The organism is Enterobacter sp. HSTU-ASh6 (assembly GCF_026319105.1).
Classification (GTDB): domain Bacteria; phylum Pseudomonadota; class Gammaproteobacteria; order Enterobacterales; family Enterobacteriaceae; genus Enterobacter; species Enterobacter sichuanensis.
This window is the reverse complement of the sequence record NZ_WSPD01000011.1, coordinates 1-16,452: the sequence shown is the minus strand read 5'-3', so window position 1 is coordinate 16,452 and position 16,452 is coordinate 1. Positions and strand designations below refer to the sequence as shown.

The 16,452-nt window shown below is 57.4% G+C and carries 16 protein-coding genes; 9 read left to right on the top strand and 7 right to left on the bottom strand.

Annotation, left to right across the window (positions count from 1 at the left end):
* Nucleotides 1–104: 104 nt before the first annotated feature.
* Entirely contained in the window at nt 105–806 is a 702-nt protein-coding gene (locus tag GM298_RS14645; RefSeq protein ID WP_216821201.1) for a DnaA inactivator Hda, read from the top strand.
* Nucleotides 807–901: 95 nt separating this feature from the next.
* Here GM298_RS14645 and GM298_RS14640 read toward each other — a convergent pair whose 3' ends face one another.
* From GM298_RS14640 to celB, 3 genes are read right to left on the bottom strand one after another with little or no spacing between them, the layout of a single operon-like run.
* Complete coding sequence (locus GM298_RS14640; protein ID WP_266154352.1) at nt 902–2,326, bottom strand: leucyl aminopeptidase family protein; 1,425 nt, start codon at nt 2,324–2,326, stop codon at nt 902–904.
* Complete coding sequence (locus GM298_RS14635; protein ID WP_259566319.1) at nt 2,326–3,282, bottom strand: N(4)-(beta-N-acetylglucosaminyl)-L-asparaginase; 957 nt, start codon at nt 3,280–3,282, stop codon at nt 2,326–2,328. The genes GM298_RS14640 and GM298_RS14635 overlap by 1 nt, the downstream gene beginning before the upstream one ends.
* A 3-nt stretch (nt 3,283–3,285) precedes the next feature.
* Complete coding sequence (celB, locus tag GM298_RS14630) at nt 3,286–4,605, bottom strand: PTS cellobiose transporter subunit IIC (RefSeq protein WP_025758948.1); 1,320 nt, start codon at nt 4,603–4,605, stop codon at nt 3,286–3,288.
* Between the two features lie 147 nt (nt 4,606–4,752).
* Here celB and GM298_RS14625 point away from each other — a divergent pair, with 147 nt between their 5' ends.
* Nucleotides 4,753–5,577 (top strand): XRE family transcriptional regulator, encoded by an 825-nt coding sequence (locus GM298_RS14625; protein WP_266154351.1) that lies wholly within the window; start codon nt 4,753–4,755, stop codon nt 5,575–5,577.
* Here GM298_RS14625 and arsC read toward each other — a convergent pair.
* Complete coding sequence (arsC, locus tag GM298_RS14620; RefSeq protein WP_025758951.1) at nt 5,574–5,930, bottom strand: arsenate reductase (glutaredoxin); 357 nt, start codon at nt 5,928–5,930, stop codon at nt 5,574–5,576. The two genes, GM298_RS14625 and arsC, sit on opposite strands and share 4 nt — an antisense overlap.
* 18 nt (nt 5,931–5,948) lie before the next feature.
* Nucleotides 5,949–7,412: a beta-barrel assembly-enhancing protease gene (gene bepA / locus GM298_RS14615; protein WP_045284557.1), complete on the bottom strand. Its 1,464-nt coding sequence runs from the start codon at nt 7,410–7,412 to the stop codon at nt 5,949–5,951.
* Between the two features lie 221 nt (nt 7,413–7,633).
* On the opposite strand from bepA, the gene GM298_RS14610 reads away from it, so the two are divergent.
* A complete protein-coding gene (locus tag GM298_RS14610) occupies nt 7,634–8,698 on the top strand; it encodes an AI-2E family transporter (protein WP_045284556.1) in 1,065 nt (354 codons plus the stop codon).
* Between the two features lie 82 nt (nt 8,699–8,780).
* Here the strand turns inward: GM298_RS14610 and bcp are convergent, their stop codons facing one another.
* A complete protein-coding gene (gene bcp / locus GM298_RS14605) occupies nt 8,781–9,251 on the bottom strand; it encodes a thioredoxin-dependent thiol peroxidase (RefSeq protein WP_025758956.1) in 471 nt (156 codons plus the stop codon).
* A complete protein-coding gene (locus GM298_RS14600; protein WP_025758958.1) occupies nt 9,251–9,820 on the bottom strand; it encodes a glycine cleavage system transcriptional repressor in 570 nt (189 codons plus the stop codon). The genes bcp and GM298_RS14600 overlap by 1 nt, the downstream gene beginning before the upstream one ends.
* Before the next feature lie 145 nt (nt 9,821–9,965).
* Here GM298_RS14600 and dapA point away from each other — a divergent pair, with 145 nt between their 5' ends.
* The 6 genes from dapA to ypfH all read left to right on the top strand — a co-directional run bounded on the left by dapA (nt 9,966) and on the right by ypfH (nt 16,423).
* Nucleotides 9,966–10,844 (top strand): 4-hydroxy-tetrahydrodipicolinate synthase, encoded by an 879-nt coding sequence (gene dapA, locus GM298_RS14595; RefSeq protein WP_008501633.1) that lies wholly within the window; start codon nt 9,966–9,968, stop codon nt 10,842–10,844.
* A 16-nt stretch (nt 10,845–10,860) separates the two neighbouring features.
* On the top strand, nt 10,861–11,895 hold the full coding sequence (bamC, locus tag GM298_RS14590; protein ID WP_033146169.1) for an outer membrane protein assembly factor BamC: 1,035 nt from the start codon (nt 10,861–10,863) through the stop codon (nt 11,893–11,895).
* Nucleotides 11,896–12,004: 109 nt separating this feature from the next.
* Nucleotides 12,005–12,718 (top strand): phosphoribosylaminoimidazolesuccinocarboxamide synthase, encoded by a 714-nt coding sequence (purC, locus tag GM298_RS14585; protein ID WP_008501631.1) that lies wholly within the window; start codon nt 12,005–12,007, stop codon nt 12,716–12,718.
* Between the two features lie 120 nt (nt 12,719–12,838).
* A complete protein-coding gene (locus GM298_RS14580) occupies nt 12,839–13,708 on the top strand; it encodes a neutral zinc metallopeptidase (protein ID WP_008501630.1) in 870 nt (289 codons plus the stop codon).
* Nucleotides 13,708–15,654: a tRNA(Met) cytidine acetyltransferase TmcA gene (locus tag GM298_RS14575; protein ID WP_266154349.1), complete on the top strand. Its 1,947-nt coding sequence runs from the start codon at nt 13,708–13,710 to the stop codon at nt 15,652–15,654. The genes GM298_RS14580 and GM298_RS14575 overlap by 1 nt, the downstream gene beginning before the upstream one ends.
* A 73-nt stretch (nt 15,655–15,727) precedes the next feature.
* Nucleotides 15,728–16,423: an esterase gene (ypfH, locus tag GM298_RS14570; protein WP_047959193.1), complete on the top strand. Its 696-nt coding sequence runs from the start codon at nt 15,728–15,730 to the stop codon at nt 16,421–16,423.
* The last annotated feature ends 29 nt before the right edge of the window (nt 16,424–16,452 follow it).

Sequence of the window (16,452 nt, the reverse complement as noted above, 5' to 3'; positions counted from 1 at the left end):
GAAGGATGACGTGTATAATCGGGCGAAGGATCGCCCGGTTCTCTCCTGGCAGGTTCCGTGTTAAACTCCATGCCGATTTTATGTAAGATCTGGTTGAGGTACTTCTGAACGGACCGGCACAGCTCTCTCTGCCACTCTATCTCCCTGACGACGAAACTTTCGCGAGTTTCTGGCCGGGTGATAACCCCTCTTTACTGGCTGCACTGCAAAACGTGCTGCGCCAGGATCACAGCGGATACATCTATATCTGGTCACGCGAAGGCGCGGGGCGCAGCCACCTGTTGCATGCCGCCTGTGCGGAACTCTCCGCGCGAGGGGATGCGGTAGGCTATGTGCCGCTGGATAAGCGTACCTGGTTTGTGCCTGACGTGCTGGAGGGAATGGAACACCTCTCCCTGGTCTGCATCGATAATATCGAATGCGTGGCGGGGGATGAGCCGTGGGAAATGGCGATCTTTAACCTCTATAACCGCATTCTGGAATCGGGCAAAACCCGGCTCTTGATCACCGGCGATCGTCCGCCGCGCCAGCTTAATCTGGGGCTGCCGGATCTGGCATCGCGTCTGGACTGGGGGCAAATCTATAAGCTCCAGCCACTGTCCGATGAAGACAAACTGCAGGCGTTACAGCTGCGCGCAAAGCAGCGTGGATTTGAGCTGCCGGAGGACGTGGGTCGTTTCCTGCTTAAGCGTCTGGACCGCGAAATGCGCACGCTGTTCGACACGCTCGATCAGCTCGATCGCGCGTCCATCACTGCCCAGCGCAAGCTGACCATTCCGTTTGTGAAAGATATTCTCAAGCTTTGAGTTTGTTCGCCCGGTGGCGCTGCGCTTACCGGGCCTGTGAAAATCCGCCACGATATGTAGGCCGGGTAAGGCGCAGCCGCCACCCGGCAAAACATTCAGGCACTATCCCCCAATAAATGCTCCACCAGCAGCGGAATCGGCCTCCCTGACGCCACGCTCCTGCCGTTTTCACGCCACAGCGCCGTACCGCTAATATCCAGATGCGCCCACGGGATCGTCGGCGGGCAGAAGTGATGCAGCAGCCACGCCGCCGAGGCGCTGATTGCCGCATTGTTGGTTGGGGTGTTGCACAGATCGGCGATGGCGCTGTCGGTCTGCTTTTTCAGCCGCGCGTCCAGCGGCAGGGACCACACTTCGTCGCCGCTCTGTTTCCCCGCCTGCGTCAGCGCCTTGCGCAGCGGTTCATCCTGGGTCATTAACCCGCTCAGCTCATACCCCAGCGCTTTGACCACCGCACCCGTTAGCGTCGCCATATCAATAATATAGCGCGCCCGGGGATGGCGCAGGCTGGCCCAGGCAATCGCGTCTGCCAGCACCAGTCGACCTTCGGCATCGGTATTGTTGATTTCAACCGTTGTGCCGTTGCAGGCCCGCGCGACCGTGCCGGGCTGCATGGCGTCCGGACCTATCGCGTTTTCCGCCAGCGCCAGCACGCCCATGATGCGAACGGGAAGACCAAGTTCTGCGACGGCAAGCATCAGGCCCAGTACGTTGGCCGCCCCGCACATGTCGTACTTCATGGTGTACATGCCGGCGCCTTCCTTCAGCCACAGACCACCGGTATCGAAGGTGATGCCTTTACCTACGTAGCAACGCACCGGACCGTCAGAAACACCCTCATAGTGAATGGCCAGCAGCCGCGGCGGACAGGAAGCGCCTTTACCGACGGCATGAAGTAGCCCCAGACCCTGCGCAACGATCTGCTTTTCATCCAGCACCTCACACCGCAGGGCAGGGACGTCGGCGGCCAATTTTTTCGCCTCTTCGACCACAAACTGTGGCGTACAGCGATCGGAAGGGATATCCGCCAGACGACGCGCAAAGACCATGCCCCGGCTGATGGCCTGCTGCTGGCGGAAGATAGCTTCCAGCTTGTCCTGCTGTTCCGGCAGGCAAAGAGCGGTAACGTGATGCAGACGCGCTGGCGTATCGTCGGAGCGCTTCAACTGCAGGTCGCTAAGACGGTGCGCCTGGTTGAAGAGAAAGCGCAGCACCTGCGCCAGCACAACGTCGTCGATCTGGGTGACGTCGATGATCATATCAGGGCTGACAGGGGAGGCCAGCAGAGGGCGCAGTGCCGTCAGTAATCCTTCAGTGAGGCTGTCCTGCCAGAGCGCATCCGGCACCAGTGTGATCCGTGCAAAAGGGGCGCAGCCAAAACGGGTATCGGCAACCCCGTCCTGCCCGCGCATTTCCGCGATAAGCGGGGTGTCTGGCAGTAATGGACAGGCGGTCCGGGCGATGAGGTGACCGTGTGGTCTGGTGTTGGAAAGGGTGGTTGTCAGTTGCCAGGTAATCATTATTGCTCCTCAATCGGCGCGCGGATCCGCGCCGCGTAGGCCTGCATCCAGGCTTCATCCACGGCCTGATAATGCGTCTTTTCCTGCCGGCGCTCGGCGCGAAACACGGTCAGCGGCTGGCGGGCGGTGGCGACCACAAACGAGAAGGTTTTGATATTGGTCGCCGCGCCGAACTCGCCTTTATTATTCATGCACACCACGGAGAGATCTCCCGCGCGGCCAAAGCGCGACATCAGCTTGTCTTCCAGCTCAAACACCACCGAATCCGCCGCCTGCTGGGGCGTCATGCCCTGGGCCATGCGGCGAACAATTTCGTAGCTGGTGCAGCCTTTCATCAGGTCTTCCCCCACGCCCGTGGCGGTGGCGGCGCCGGTTTCGCTGTCACAGTAAAAACCGGACCCGATAATCGGCGAATCGCCGAGTCGGCCGCGTTTTTTCATAAACAGGCCGCTGGTGGAGGTGGCGACGCTCATGGAGCCCTGTTTGTCGAGGCCGATAATCCCGACGGTGTCGTGGCCGTCGTACGGGCTTAGGCCTTTATCCAGCGTCTCCCGGCAGCGCTTGTGGTAATGCTGCATGGCGCGGTCGGTGAGCATGGTTTTGTCCGCAAAGCCCTGGCTCAGGGCCCATTCGCGCGCCCCCTGGCCGACCAAAAGGCTGTTATACCGCTGGCGGCTGAGCGCCTGCGCCACGCGCACCGGGTTGGCGATATCCACCAGATTACCCACGGCACCAAACGCCAGCGTGTCGCCGTCCATGTACGCCGCGTCCAGCTCAACCTCGCCGTTTTCAGTGGGTAACCCACCGTAGCCGACGGATTTATAAAACGGAAAATCTTCGACGGCGGCAACGGCATCCACCACTGCCGCAGAGACCGGTTTTCCCGCAGCCAGCGCAGAGGCAGACTCCGTGACGCCTTCAAGCGCCATTCGCCAGGTGGCGATAATTCCCCACATGCTTTACTCCTGTTTTGCAAGTGTCGTGTCGGTTTGCGTAACGGTCGCCACTTCCGCCGCGCGGTACTGCTTGTCCACAATGCGCATAAAAGGCAGATACAGCATGGCGCCAATCAGCAGATTGATAAGCTGCATCACGCTGCCGCTGAGGTGCCCGGTGACGATAAAACCGCTGATCACCGGCGGCAGCGTCCACGGGATAAACACCCCGGTGGTTACGGCGACCGCGCCAATTTTCATCGCCGCGTACTGCACGCTCACCAGCACCAGCGGCACAAGATTGAAGGGGATCAGCATGATCGGGTTCATGATCACCGGCAGGCCGAACAGAATCGGTTCGTTGATGTTAAACACCGACGCCCCCGCGCCCAGGCGGGCGACTTCACGCATGTTTTTGCTGCGGGCGAAAATCAGCATCGCAATCACCAGCGACAGCGTGGCCCCTGCGCCACCCATCCAGATCATGTCAAAAAACTGTTCAGTAATGATGTGCGGCGGCGTGGTGCCAGCCTGAATGGCGGCGATGTTATCAGTCTGGTTCTCCATCCACAGGGGACGAATAATGCCGTTGATCATCGAGCCGGAGTTAATGCCCACTGACCACAGAATGGTAATGCTGAATACCGTCATCAGCGCGCCAAAGTAAGAGGTGCCGTAGTGGCGCACCGGCGTGGCCACAACCTCATAAATAAACTGATGGATCGTGTTGTAATGGGTGTTCTCAAAGACGATGCGGATAACCAGCACCAGGATCATCACCAGCAGCGCCGGGATCAGCGCTGCGAACGACTCCTGTACCGCAGGTGGCACGCCGTCCGGCATTTTGATGACCAGATTTTTGCGCTTCAGCCAGCAGAACAGCTCCGTCCACAGCAGCGAGCCAATCATCGCCACGAACAGTCCTTTACTGCCAATCCACTCCACCGGCATCACGGTAATCCCGCCGTTCTCCGCCACTTTGATAAACGGCGTCAGGATCAGAAACGCTACCAGCGCCAGGATGCCGCAGGAGATGCGGTCTTCGCCGTAGTGTTCGGCCAGGCGGAACGCCACCAGGAAGCTGATAAACAGCGACATGGTGGAAAACACCGCGTTGAACGGAATTTCGATGATGGCGCTCCAGCTCTCACCAAAGGCCTGAGACATAAACTGCTGATAGGTTTGATTCGGAAATGACGAGATCACCAGCAGAATCGAACCGACAATGATAAACGGCATGAACGACACGTAGGCGCCGCGAATGGCCCCAAGGTGACGCTGCTGTGCCGTTTTGGCTGCCAGCGGCATCAGCTTTGCTTCAAGAAATCCCAGAACATTGTTCATTGTGAACTCCGTACAAGATTGAGTGGTGCGGTTTATGTTATGTCTGTGGATTATCAGTGAAGCGTGGCGGGCGAAAGGTGAAATCGGTCACAAAGCAACCGCGTGTGCTATATAAATCTCATATGATTAGTTAATGGAATTGTTGCGATGGAAATTAAACTGCATGCCAATGCCACCACCACGCCACGCATTCGTCGCTATCTCCAGCAGTCTGATAAGAGCGACAGAGAGCTGGCGACTGAACTGGGGATCTCCATCACCACCGTCAGGCGCTGGCGCAACCGTGAGCAGGTTTCAGATAAGCAGACAACGCCAAAAGTGATACACAAAGCGATGAGACAAGAGCAGGCTGTGCTGGTGAATGCGTTGCGCGACATCCTGAACGCGCCGCTGGATGAACTGCTGCTTCTGGTTAATAACGTACTGGGGATCCGCGTGTCCCGGGCAACGCTGAATCGCTATCTCAAACCCGCTGGCGCCAAACCGAAGCATGCGCCGCTGCGCGGTAAAAAAGCGCTGAAGGCCGGTATCGTGCCTCAGCAGCTGATGCTGCGTCATTTGCCGTTATCGCTTCATATGGACGACGGTGGGGAGCAACATCTGCTGTGGGCGCGGGAGCCGGTGAGCGGCTGGTGCTATGCGCGGCTCTATGCAGGGTTGTCGCCGCAGCTGTTGACGCGATGGACGCAGGCGCTGCTTGAGGCCTGTCCAGCCCCTGTACAATCTGTTGAGACTTTTGGTTTTGAGGTCACTCTGCCGGACAGTGAAATTGTCATCAACGTGCATCCCCGGGCCTCCCGGGCGGTGCAGGTCACGGTACCCTTGCAGGAGATTATTCCGCAGGTGAAAACGACGCCTGTTGAGGAGCTGTTGATTCAACTGTGTGAGAGTTACAACCGGGGAAAAGCGCAGAAGACGTTAGGTGAACGCACGCCGCAGGCCTTTCTGGAAGCGCTGCGGCGTAACGATTAGAGGATCTCGAGCACCTCTTCCGGCGGGCGACCAATGCGTGCCTGGCCGTTGGCCACCACAATCGGTCGCTCAATCAGCTTTGGATTTTCAACCATGGCCTGAACCAGCTCGGCTTCGGTGAGACGGCTGTCGTCCAGGTTAAGCGACTTATACAGATCTTCTTTCTTGCGCATCAGTTCTCGTGCACTGCCCATCCCCAGCATGTGCAGCAGCTGGCGGAGGGTTTGGGCATCAGGCGGGGTGTCGAGATACAGCACCACCTCAGGCTCAACGCCGTTAGATTTCAGCAGGCTCAGGGTATCGCGGCTCTTGGAGCAGCGAGGGTTGTGATAGATTTTTACGGCGTCAGTCATGACGTACATTCTCCTTTATTACATCTTCTCGTACGGCTTAAAGCGCTGCTGCAGGCCGCGTAGCTGATCGATACGCGCGTCGTAACGGGCCTGCTGGAGGCTGCCGAGTTTGACCTGCGCGCTGGCGCTGCTGAGCGTGGAAATCGCCTGATCGAGGCGCCCCACCAGGGCAAAGCCTTCGGCGCGCGCCGCCAGCTCCTGATCGCGGTTGCCCAACTGGGCTTCAGCCTGTGCAAGCAGGTCCCAGCCGTTTTGATCGTCTTTATTATTAAAGGTGTAGCGGTTCAGAATGGTCGCCGCCTCCCCAGGCTGGCCGCCCTGTAAGTAAGCGTTCGCCAGGTTAAGCTGCAGTACCGGGTTGGTACGAACGTCTTTCGCCCCTTTCAGGCGGTTAATCGCATCGGCAGGTTTCTTCTGCCCCAGATCGATATCTGTGGATAAATCGAGATACCACGGGTTATTCGGGTCGGCGGCCAGAAGCGGCTGCAGCGCTTTACGCGCCTCGTCGTATTTACTGGCTTCCATCGCCTGCAGCGCCTGGCCATACTGCGCGGCGTTTTTCTCACGCACGTTGCCTTTCGCCAGGGCATCCAGCAGGTCGCTGGTGAGCTGGTTACGCCCGGAATTGTACATCCCCAGCGTTCTCACTTTCGCCATGTAGAAATCCTGCGAAGACTGGACCACTACCGGACGCATCTGGTTGGCACGGTTACGCGCATCTGACAGACGGCTTTCCGGTAACGGGTGCGTGAGCAGAATTTCCGGTGGGCGGGAAGAATAACGGGCCTGATCGAGCAGTTTTTCCAGGAAGCTCGGCATGGCCTGCGGGTCGAAGCCCGAGCGCTGCAGCACCTGGATGCCGATGCGGTCCGCTTCCTGCTCGTTTTGCTGGGTAAAGCTGATCATCCCCTGACGCGTACCGGCCAGCGTACCGGTTAAGGCTGCCATCCCGGCCTGCGGGCTGGCCATTGCCAGCAGAATAGAGCCCAGTGCGCCCACCCAGGTGAGCGGTGCGTTACGCTTCTGGTCTTCCATCGCACGCGCCAGGTGGCGCTGCGTGACGTGCGAAATTTCGTGCGCCATCACCGAGGCCAGCTGGCTTTCGTTGTCTGAGTAACGGAATAACGCCGAATGCAGCACCACGTTACCGCCAAAGAAGGCGAAGGCGTTGATTTCGTCATTATTAATCAAATAGAAGTGGAACGGCGTTTTTACCGAGTCGGCGTGCGCCACCAGACGCATCCCCAGCCCGTTGATGTACTGTACCAGCAAAGGGTCGTTAATCAGCGGAGCGCTGCCGCGCAGCTGGCGAACATAGTAATCGCCCATTTGCATCTCTTGCCCAATCGAGAGCGTGCTTCCTGCTGTGGTGCCCATGTCCGGCAATGAATCGGACGAGTCAGCAAAAGCGGGTAATACCTGACCGACCGTCACTGCGGCAATCAGTGTTGCAACCAGTGTTTTTCTCAACTGCCTGAACATAACCACTGTCCTGTATATTGGATGTGCTAATTTGACCGATGAAGCGGCATATCGTTCATCTCTGCTGCCCAGCGAGTGTAGCCGTGTTGCCGCATGAAGAAAATCCCATTCATCATGCTTTTGCGGATTGTGACCGGGATACAAAAAGCGAAAGTCTTTTTTGTGACAGTTAGATACAATTCATCGTCTCACTCCCGCCATTCGATTCAGGGAAGGGTTGTATGCTCGAAATGTTAATGCAGTGGTACCGGCGCCGGTTCAGCGACCCGGAGGCCATTGCTTTGCTGGTTATTCTGGTTGCCGGGTTCGGTATTCTGTTCTTCTTCAGCGGTCTGCTCGCCCCTCTGCTGGTGGCGATTGTGCTGGCCTACCTGCTGGAGTGGCCAACGGCGCGTCTGGAACATATTGGTTGTTCCCGACGCTGGGCGGCCAGCATCGTCCTGGTGCTGTTTGTCGGTATCCTGCTGTTGATGGCCTTCGTGGTGATGCCGGTGGCCTGGCAGCAGGGGATCTACCTGATCCGCGATATGCCCGGCATGCTGAATAAGCTCTCTGATTTCGCCGCCACGCTGCCGCGCCGTTACCCGGCCCTGATGGATGCCGGGATCATCGACGCGATGGCGGAAAATATGCGCGCCCGCATCATGACGATGGGGGATTCGGTGGTGAAGTACTCTCTGGCGTCGCTGGTGGGGCTGCTTACCCTGGCGGTCTATCTCGTGCTCGTGCCGCTGATGGTCTTCTTCCTGGTAAAAGATAAAGACCAGATGCTCAACGCCGTTCGGCGTATTCTGCCGCGCAATCGCGGTCTGGCGGGGCAGGTCTGGGAAGAGATGAATCAGCAGATCACCAACTACATTCGCGGCAAGGTGCTGGAGATGATCGTCGTGGGGGTCGCCACCTGGATTGGTTTCCTGATCTTCGGTCTGAACTACTCGCTGCTGCTGGCAGTGCTGGTGGGGCTGTCGGTTCTGATTCCGTACATCGGCGCGTTTGTGGTGACCATTCCGGTGGTTGGCGTCGCGCTGTTCCAGTTTGGCCTGGGAACCGAGTTCTGGAGCTGCTTCGCGGTGTACCTGATTATTCAGGGGCTGGACGGTAACCTGCTGGTACCGGTGCTGTTCTCCGAAGCGGTGAACTTACATCCGCTGGTGATTATTCTGTCGGTGGTGATTTTCGGCGGGCTGTGGGGGTTCTGGGGCGTGTTCTTTGCCATTCCGCTGGCGACGCTGATTAAAGCGGTGGTGCACGCGTGGCCGGATGTGCCAGCGGTGGAAGAGAAGTAGGTTTGCCGGGTGGCGCTGCGCTTACCCGGCCTACTTATCCTTGTAGGTCGGGTAAGGCGAAGCCGCCACCCGACACTCACTTTCAGGCACTTTGTTTCAGCCAGTTCAACACTACATCGTGGTGGTTGCTGGTTTTGAAGTCGTCAAACACGTGTTCAATTTTACCGTCAGCGTCGATCAGGAAACTGATGCGGTGAATGCCGTCGTAGGTTTTACCCATAAACGTCTTCTCGCCCCAGATGCCGAACTGTTCGCACACCTGATGATCTTCATCAGAAAGCAGCGTGAAGTTCAGCAGCTCTTTTTCAGCAAATCGTGACAGCTTTTCGGGTTTATCCGTGCTGATACCCAGCACTTCCACGCCGGCTTTTTTCAACTCGTCCATGTTGTCGCGTAAGCCGCAGGCCTGTACGGTGCAGCCGGGGGTCATGGCTTTCGGGTAGAAATAGACCAGAACACGCTGTCCCTGGAAGTCGGTCAAATTTACTTGCTCGCCGTCTTGATCCGGTAAGCTAAATTTCGGTGCGATGTCACCGGCTTTCAGTGGATTCATTACTCAACTCCATCCTGTTCGTGCTGCGAATAATTTACGACGCTTATACTGCCCTGCGCGTTTAATTCTGTACAGAGGGCTTTGAACGCTTGCTCGATATTTGACGCATCCTGTGAAGCAGGGCTGTGTGCGGTAATCTGAATAAAGAGCGTGGGTACGGTGTTCTCGTCGCCCGGCTGCGTGCGGGAAACGAGCTCGGCGATGTTCATCTGATGGCTGTCAAACAGCGCGGTAAAGCGCTCGATCAGATGGGGGGAATCAGGGACTTCAACCTGCACCCAGACGGTAGCGGGCATGGCCGGACGTGGGCGCGCGGTGGTACGTTTCATCACGATGAGCAAATCCAGCTCCGCGCCTTTCAGCGGCAGGGTGGATTCGATAAGCGTAATGGCATTCCATGTTCCGGACAGCAGCATAATAAACGTGAACTCTTCGCCCAGCATCGCCAGACGGCTGTCTTCGATATTACAGCCGCAGCTGCTCACGTGACGCGTGATGGTGTTCACGATACCCGGCCTGTCGGCACCCAGCGCAGTGATAACCAGGTAATGTTGTGATGAGGTTGTCAAACCTGTTCTTCCTTTGCATGGTTAAGTCTTCCTAAGGAAAGCATAAAAAAAACATGCATACAACCGCCTGAGGGCCTCAGGTCGCTTGCTTTTATTACAGTTCCAAACGTACCATTGAGACTCTTGTTCGCACAGAGGATGGCTCATGTTCACGGGAAGTATTGTCGCGCTTGTAACACCGATGGATGAAAAAGGTAACGTCTGCCGGTCTAGCATGAAGAAGCTGATTGATTACCATGTCGCCAATGGAACCTCGGCGATCGTTTCGGTAGGGACTACCGGTGAATCTGCAACGCTGAGCCACGATGAGCACGGTGATGTGGTTATGCTGACCCTCGAACTGGCTGACGGACGTATTCCGGTCATCGCGGGGACAGGGGCAAATGCAACCGCAGAAGCGATCAGCCTGACTAAACGTTTTAATGACAGCGGCATCGTCGGCTGTCTGACGGTGACCCCTTATTACAACCGTCCTACCCAGGAAGGTTTGTTCCAGCACTTCAAAGCCATCGCTGAACATACTGACTTGCCACAAATTCTGTATAATGTGCCGTCCCGTACCGGCTGCGATATGCTGCCGGAAACCGTTGGTCGTCTCTCGGAAGTAAAAAATATTATCGGTATTAAAGAGGCGACAGGGAACTTAAGCCGCGTTCATCAGATCAAAGAGCTGGTTTCAGACGACTTTATCCTGTTGAGCGGTGATGATGCGACCGCGCTGGACTTTATGCAGCTCGGTGGCCATGGCGTGATCTCCGTAACGGCAAACGTTGCGGCGCGCGATATGGCTGAAATGTGCAAACTGGCCGCCGCCGGTCATTTTGATGAAGCGCGTGTCATTAATCAGCGTCTGATGCCGCTGCACAATAAATTATTTGTCGAACCCAATCCGATCCCCGTGAAATGGGCGTGTAAGGAGTTGGGGCTTGTAGCAACCGATACGCTGCGTCTGCCAATGACACCGATTACCGACCACGGTCGTGATATCGTCAGGGCAGCGCTGAAGCATGCCGGTTTGCTGTAAAGTTTAGGGAGATTTGATGGCTTATTCAGTACAGAAGTCGCGCCTGGCGAAGGTTGCGAGTGTTTCGCTTGTTATGCTGCTCGCTGCCTGTAGTTCAGACTCGCGCTACAAGCGCCAGGTGAGCGGTGATGAATCCTATCTGGATGCGACCCCGCTTGCTGAACTTCACGCACCGGCTGGTATGATCCTGCCGATTCAGAACGGCGATTATAATATCCCCGTGACCAACGGCAGCGGCCTGGTCGGTAAAGCGCTTGATATTCGTCCGCCAGCACAGCCTCTGGCGCTGGTGAGCGGGGCGCGTACCCAGTTCACCGGTGATACCGCGTCTCTGATGGTTGAGAGCGCGCGCGGTAGTACCCTGTGGCCGCAGGTTGTCAGCGTTATTCAGTCGAAGAACTACACCATCGATAAACGCGATGACGCCAGCCAGACGTTAACCACCGACTGGATCGAATGGAACCGTCTGGATGAAGATCAGCAGTACCGCGGCCGCTATCAAGTCTCCGTCAAACCACAGGGGTATCAGCAAGCGGTTAACGTGAAGCTGTTGAACCTGGAGCAGGCGGGTAAACCGGTTGCAGATGCCGCGTCCCTGCAGCGTTACAGCACAGAAATGCTAAACGTGATTGCCGCAGGTCTCGATAAGACGGCCACCGATGCCGCCAACGCCGCGCAGAGCCGCAATGGCGCGACCTTCGATGTGCAAAGCGGTGCGGATGATACCGGCCTGCCAATGCTGGTGGTGCGTGCACCGTTTAACCAGACCTGGCAGCGTCTGCCAGCGACCCTGGAAAAAGTGGGCATGAAGGTCACCGACAGCACGCGTTCAACCGGCAGCATGACGGCAACCTACAAGCCGCTCTCCGACAGCGCGTGGCAGGAGCTGGGTGCGAAAGATCCTCAGCTTGCCTCCGGTGACTACAAGATTCAGGTCGGTGACCTTGATAACCGCAGCAGTCTGCAGTTTATCGATCCAAAAGGTCATACGCTGACCCAGTCGCAGAACGATGCGCTGGTCGCTGTCTTCCAGGCGGCATTCAGCAAATAAAAACGAGGGCTGGTGAATCCAGCCCTTTTTATTTTCGTGCTACGCAAACGTGTGCGTGGCATAATATGCCCAGTTTTGAACACAAATCATCACACCAGGAGTAATGAAGATGCAGAAGCAAGCTGAGTTGTATCGTGGCAAAGCGAAGACCGTATACAGCACGGAAAACCCGGATCTGTTGGTGCTCGAGTTCCGCAATGATACGTCAGCAGGGGATGGCGCTCGCATTGAGCAGTTCGATCGTAAAGGCATGGTGAACAACAAGTTCAACCATTTCATTATGACCAAACTGGCCGAAGCGGGTATCCCGACTCAGATGGAAGCGTTGCTGTCCGATACGGAATGTCTGGTGAAAAAACTGGATATGGTTCCGGTTGAGTGCGTGATTCGTAACCGTGCAGCGGGCTCCCTGGTGAAGCGTCTGGGCATTGAAGAAGGTATCGAACTGAATCCACCGCTGTTCGACCTGTTCCTGAAAAACGACGCGATGCACGATCCGATGGTCAATGATTCCTACTGCGAAACCTTCGGCTGGGTGAATAAAGAGAACCTGGCGCGCATGAAAGAGCTGACCTACAAAGCCAACGACGTGCTGAAAAAATTGTTTGATGACGCGGGCCTGATCCTCGTCGATTTCAAGCTGGAGTTTGGTCTGTTTAAAGGCGAAGTGGTGCTGGGCGATGAGTTCTCGCCGGACGGTAGCCGCCTGTGGGATAAAGAAACGCTGGATAAAATGGACAAAGACCGTTTCCGTCAGAGCCTGGGTGGCCTGATTGAAGCGTACGAAGCGGTTGCTCACCGTTTAGGCGTTAAGCTCGACTAACTCCCTCACTTGCCAAAGGATGTTCGCATCCTTTGGCGTCTTACCTTTGTTTCCTATGGTAATCTTGCCGTTAACCGCCTACGATCATAGCTATTATTAATGGAATAGTTCGAGGTGGTTATGCGCTGGCAAGGGCGTCGTGAAAGTGACAATGTAGAAGACAGACGCAGCGATGGTGGCGGCGGTCCTTCCATGGGTGGGCCCGGTTTTCGGTTACCCAGCGGAAAGGGCGGCATCATTCTGCTGATTGTGGTGCTGGTTGCAGGGTATTACGGGGTCGATCTCACTGGCCTGATGACCGGTCAGCCGCTGCAACAGCAGCAACATTCTCAGCGCTCCATCAGCCCGAATGAAGATGAAGCGGCCAAATTTACCTCCGTGATTCTCGCCACCACAGAAGATACCTGGGGTCAGCTGTTCGAGAAGATGGGGCGTACCTACCAGCAGCCGAAGCTGGTGATGTACCGGGGAGCAACCCGCACCGGTTGCGGTACCGGGCAATCGGTAATGGGGCCGTTCTACTGCCCGGCAGACGGCACCGTCTATATCGATCTCTCTTTTTACGATGACATGAAACGCAAACTTGGCGCGGACGGTGATTTCGCCCAGGGCTACGTGATCGCGCATGAAGTTGGCCATCATGTGCAAAAACTGTTAGGGATTGAGCCAAAAGTGCGCCAGCTTCAGCAAAATGCCTCTCAGGCCGACGTGAACCGCCTCTCCGTAAAAATGGAGCTGCAGGCGGACTGCTTCGCGGGCGTCTGGGGCCACAGCATGCAGCAGCAGGGCGTTCTGGAATCCGGCGATCTGGAAGAGGCGTTAAATGCCGCTCAGGCTATCGGTGACGATCGTCTTCAGCAGCAGAGCCAGGGGCGCGTCGTGCCGGACAGCTTCACGCACGGGACCTCGCAACAGCGCTATAGCTGGTTTAAACGCGGTTTCGACAGTGGCGATCCGGCGCAGTGTAATACCTTCGGCAAAGCGATGTAATGCTGCGCTTTGAACAGCTGATAAGGGAGCTTGAGCGCACCGGCCATCGTCGGCTGGTGGTGCTCAGCGGCGATGCGCAGTGGAGCTTAGCCCAGGCAGAAGCGCTGCGAGACGCTCTACCCGGAGACTGGGTTTGGCTGAACGAACACCCTTCAAAATCCATCAGTAGCCTACTGGGACGCGAGTTCCGGCATGCCGTTTTTGACGCGTGCTGCGGGTTCGATGTTGCCGCGTTCGCCGCGCTGAGCGGAACGCTGAGCGCCGGGAGCCTTCTGGTGCTGCGGGTTCCGCCGCTTGAGGCGTGGGCCGGGCTTCCTGACCGTGATTCCCTGCGCTGGAGCGACAGCACCGAAGCGATAGCCACTCCGCATTTTGTCCACCATTTCTGCCAGACCCTTGCCGCCGACCCCGACGCGATTGTCTGGCTTCAGGGCAGCGATTTATCCCTTCCGCCTTTACCCGATGCTCCAGACTGGCACCCAGCCAGTGGCGCACCGCAGCGCGAGCAGGCGGCGATCCTGGAGGTACTACAGGAAATGTCGCGGGGCATCGCGGCTGTTACCGCCGCGCGCGGGCGCGGTAAGTCGGCCCTGGCGGGAATGTTACTCCATCGTATTGCGGGCAGCGCCGTCGTCACCGCACCGACGAAAGGGGCGACAGAAAGTATCGCCCGCTTTGCCGGAGAGCGTTTTCATTTTATGGCCCCGGACGCGCTGTTAGCTTCTTCGCATCAGGCTGACTGGCTGATTGTCGATGAAGCTGCCGCGATCCCCGGCCCGCTGCTGGAAAAGCTGGTGAGCCGTTTCCCTCGCGTGCTGTTGACCACCACGGTGCAGGGATATGAAGGAACGGGCAGGGGATTCTTGCTCAAGTTCTGCGGTCGGTTTCCCGGGTTGCAGCGCTACAGCTTATCAACGCCGGTACGCTGGGCGGCAGGTTGTCCGCTTGAGCGGATCGTGGCCAGCGCGCTGCTGTTTGACGACACGCTGCTTGACCGCCGCCCGGAAGGCGAGGTGCGTATCACCTCTCTGACCCCCGCGGCATGGGAGCGCCGTCCGGCGCTGGTCGCGAGCGTCTATGAGCTGCTCTGTGCGGCGCATTATCGCACCTCGCCGCTCGATTTACGCCGCATGATGGACGCGCCCGGGCAACAGTTTGCTGTCGCCGAAGCGAACCCGGTCATCGCCGGAGCGCTGTGGCTGGTGGAGGAGGGCGGGCTGTCCCCTGCACTTAGCCGCGCGGTGTGGGCGGGGTTCCGCCGTCCTCGCGGAAACCTGGTGGCGCAGTCTCTGGCGGCGCACGGCGGCTCTCCGCTGGCGGCAACGCTCAGAGGCCGAAGGGTGACCCGTATTGCCGTACATCCTCACCGTCAGCGGGAAGGGATTGGCCAGGCGCTTATTCGCAGCGCCAGCGGGGAGGATTATCTGTCGGTGAGCTTTGGTTATACCGAAGAGCTTTGGCGTTTCTGGCAGCAGTGCGGCTTTGTGCTGGTGCGGATGGGAAGCCACCGTGAAGCCAGCAGCGGTTGTTACACCGCGATGGCGCTGCTGGCGCAGAGTGAGGCTGGGCATCAGTTGTGTCAGCAGGCGCAGCAGCGTCTGAAGCGTGATGCGCGGGTGTTATCGGCCTGGAACGGTGAAAAGATCCCGGTGGAAGATGAGTGGGAAGCTACGCTTAATCATGACGACTGGCTGGAACTGGCGGGGTTTGCTTTTGCGCATCGCGCGTTTTCCACGTCGGTTGCCGCGTTGACACGGTTGTTGCTTGCCGTCGATATGCCGCTTCCGGCACTGCGGGGGAAGATGGAAGGGAAAACGGAAGACATCGGACAAAAAGCGCTGCTGGTAAAGTTGCGCAGTGAAACGGCGCAAGCGCTTGAAAGTCTTGACTCTCTCCGCTGCCAGCAGCTGAAAGAAGCCATTTTGCAATGGCAATTTTTTCAATGACTTCTTCAGTAAAGTGGCATGGTCATTCCCGCCGCGAGGCGTAGAATCCAGGTCATCTATTAAGGAGACCACCATGAAACACGACCATTTTGTTGTTCAAAGCCCTGACAAACCGGCTAAACAGTTACTGCTTCTGTTTCATGGTGTTGGCGATAATGCCGTCAATATGGGGCAGATTGGCAGCTGGTTTGCGCCGGTTTTTCCGCAGGCACTGATTGTCAGCATCGGTGGCGTCGAGCCGTGTGGTCCGAACGGACGACAGTGGTTCTCAGTTCAGGGCGTGACGGAAGAGAACCGTCAGGCGCGCATTGATGCCATCATGCCCACGTTTATCGACATTGTCCGCTACTGGCAGCAGCAGAGCGGCGTGGGGGCCGACGCAACCGCCCTGATAGGTTTCTCACAGGGGTCAATCATGTCGCTGGAAAGCGTAAAAGCGCAGCCGGGTCTGGTTTCACGGGTGATCGCGTTTAACGGCCGTTTTGCGACACTACCGACCCACGCGACCACGCAGACGACTATCCACCTGATCCACGGTGGGGAAGACCGGGTGATTGAGCTCTCGCATGCGGTCGCCGCACAGGAAGCGCTGATTCGCGAAGGGGGAGATGTGACGCTGGATATCGTTGACGATCTGGGCCACGCGATTGATGACCGTAGCATGCAGTTCGCACTCGACCATCTGCGCTATACCGTACCGAAGCACTACTTTGATGAAGCGCTCAGCGGCGGTAAGCCGGATAATGATAATATTGTTGAGTTTATGTGATTATTTCCCCTCACCCCCAGCCCCTCTCC

Coding starts and splice junctions, on each gene's coding strand:
- GM298_RS14640 (WP_266154352.1), bottom strand. CDS start 2,326: ATGATTACCTGGCAACTGACAACCACCCTTTCCAACACCAGACCACAC.
- GM298_RS14635 (WP_259566319.1), bottom strand. CDS start 3,282: ATGTGGGGAATTATCGCCACCTGGCGAATGGCGCTTGAAGGCGTCACG.
- celB (WP_025758948.1), bottom strand. CDS start 4,605: ATGAACAATGTTCTGGGATTTCTTGAAGCAAAGCTGATGCCGCTGGCA.
- GM298_RS14625 (WP_266154351.1), top strand. CDS start 4,753: ATGGAAATTAAACTGCATGCCAATGCCACCACCACGCCACGCATTCGT.
- arsC (WP_025758951.1), bottom strand. CDS start 5,930: ATGACTGACGCCGTAAAAATCTATCACAACCCTCGCTGCTCCAAGAGC.
- bepA (WP_045284557.1), bottom strand. CDS start 7,412: ATGTTCAGGCAGTTGAGAAAAACACTGGTTGCAACACTGATTGCCGCA.
- GM298_RS14610 (WP_045284556.1), top strand. CDS start 7,634: ATGCTCGAAATGTTAATGCAGTGGTACCGGCGCCGGTTCAGCGACCCG.
- bcp (WP_025758956.1), bottom strand. CDS start 9,251: ATGAATCCACTGAAAGCCGGTGACATCGCACCGAAATTTAGCTTACCG.
- dapA (WP_008501633.1), top strand. CDS start 9,966: ATGTTCACGGGAAGTATTGTCGCGCTTGTAACACCGATGGATGAAAAA.
- bamC (WP_033146169.1), top strand. CDS start 10,861: ATGGCTTATTCAGTACAGAAGTCGCGCCTGGCGAAGGTTGCGAGTGTT.
- purC (WP_008501631.1), top strand. CDS start 12,005: ATGCAGAAGCAAGCTGAGTTGTATCGTGGCAAAGCGAAGACCGTATAC.
- GM298_RS14580 (WP_008501630.1), top strand. CDS start 12,839: ATGCGCTGGCAAGGGCGTCGTGAAAGTGACAATGTAGAAGACAGACGC.
- GM298_RS14575 (WP_266154349.1), top strand. CDS start 13,708: ATGCTGCGCTTTGAACAGCTGATAAGGGAGCTTGAGCGCACCGGCCAT.
- ypfH (WP_047959193.1), top strand. CDS start 15,728: ATGAAACACGACCATTTTGTTGTTCAAAGCCCTGACAAACCGGCTAAA.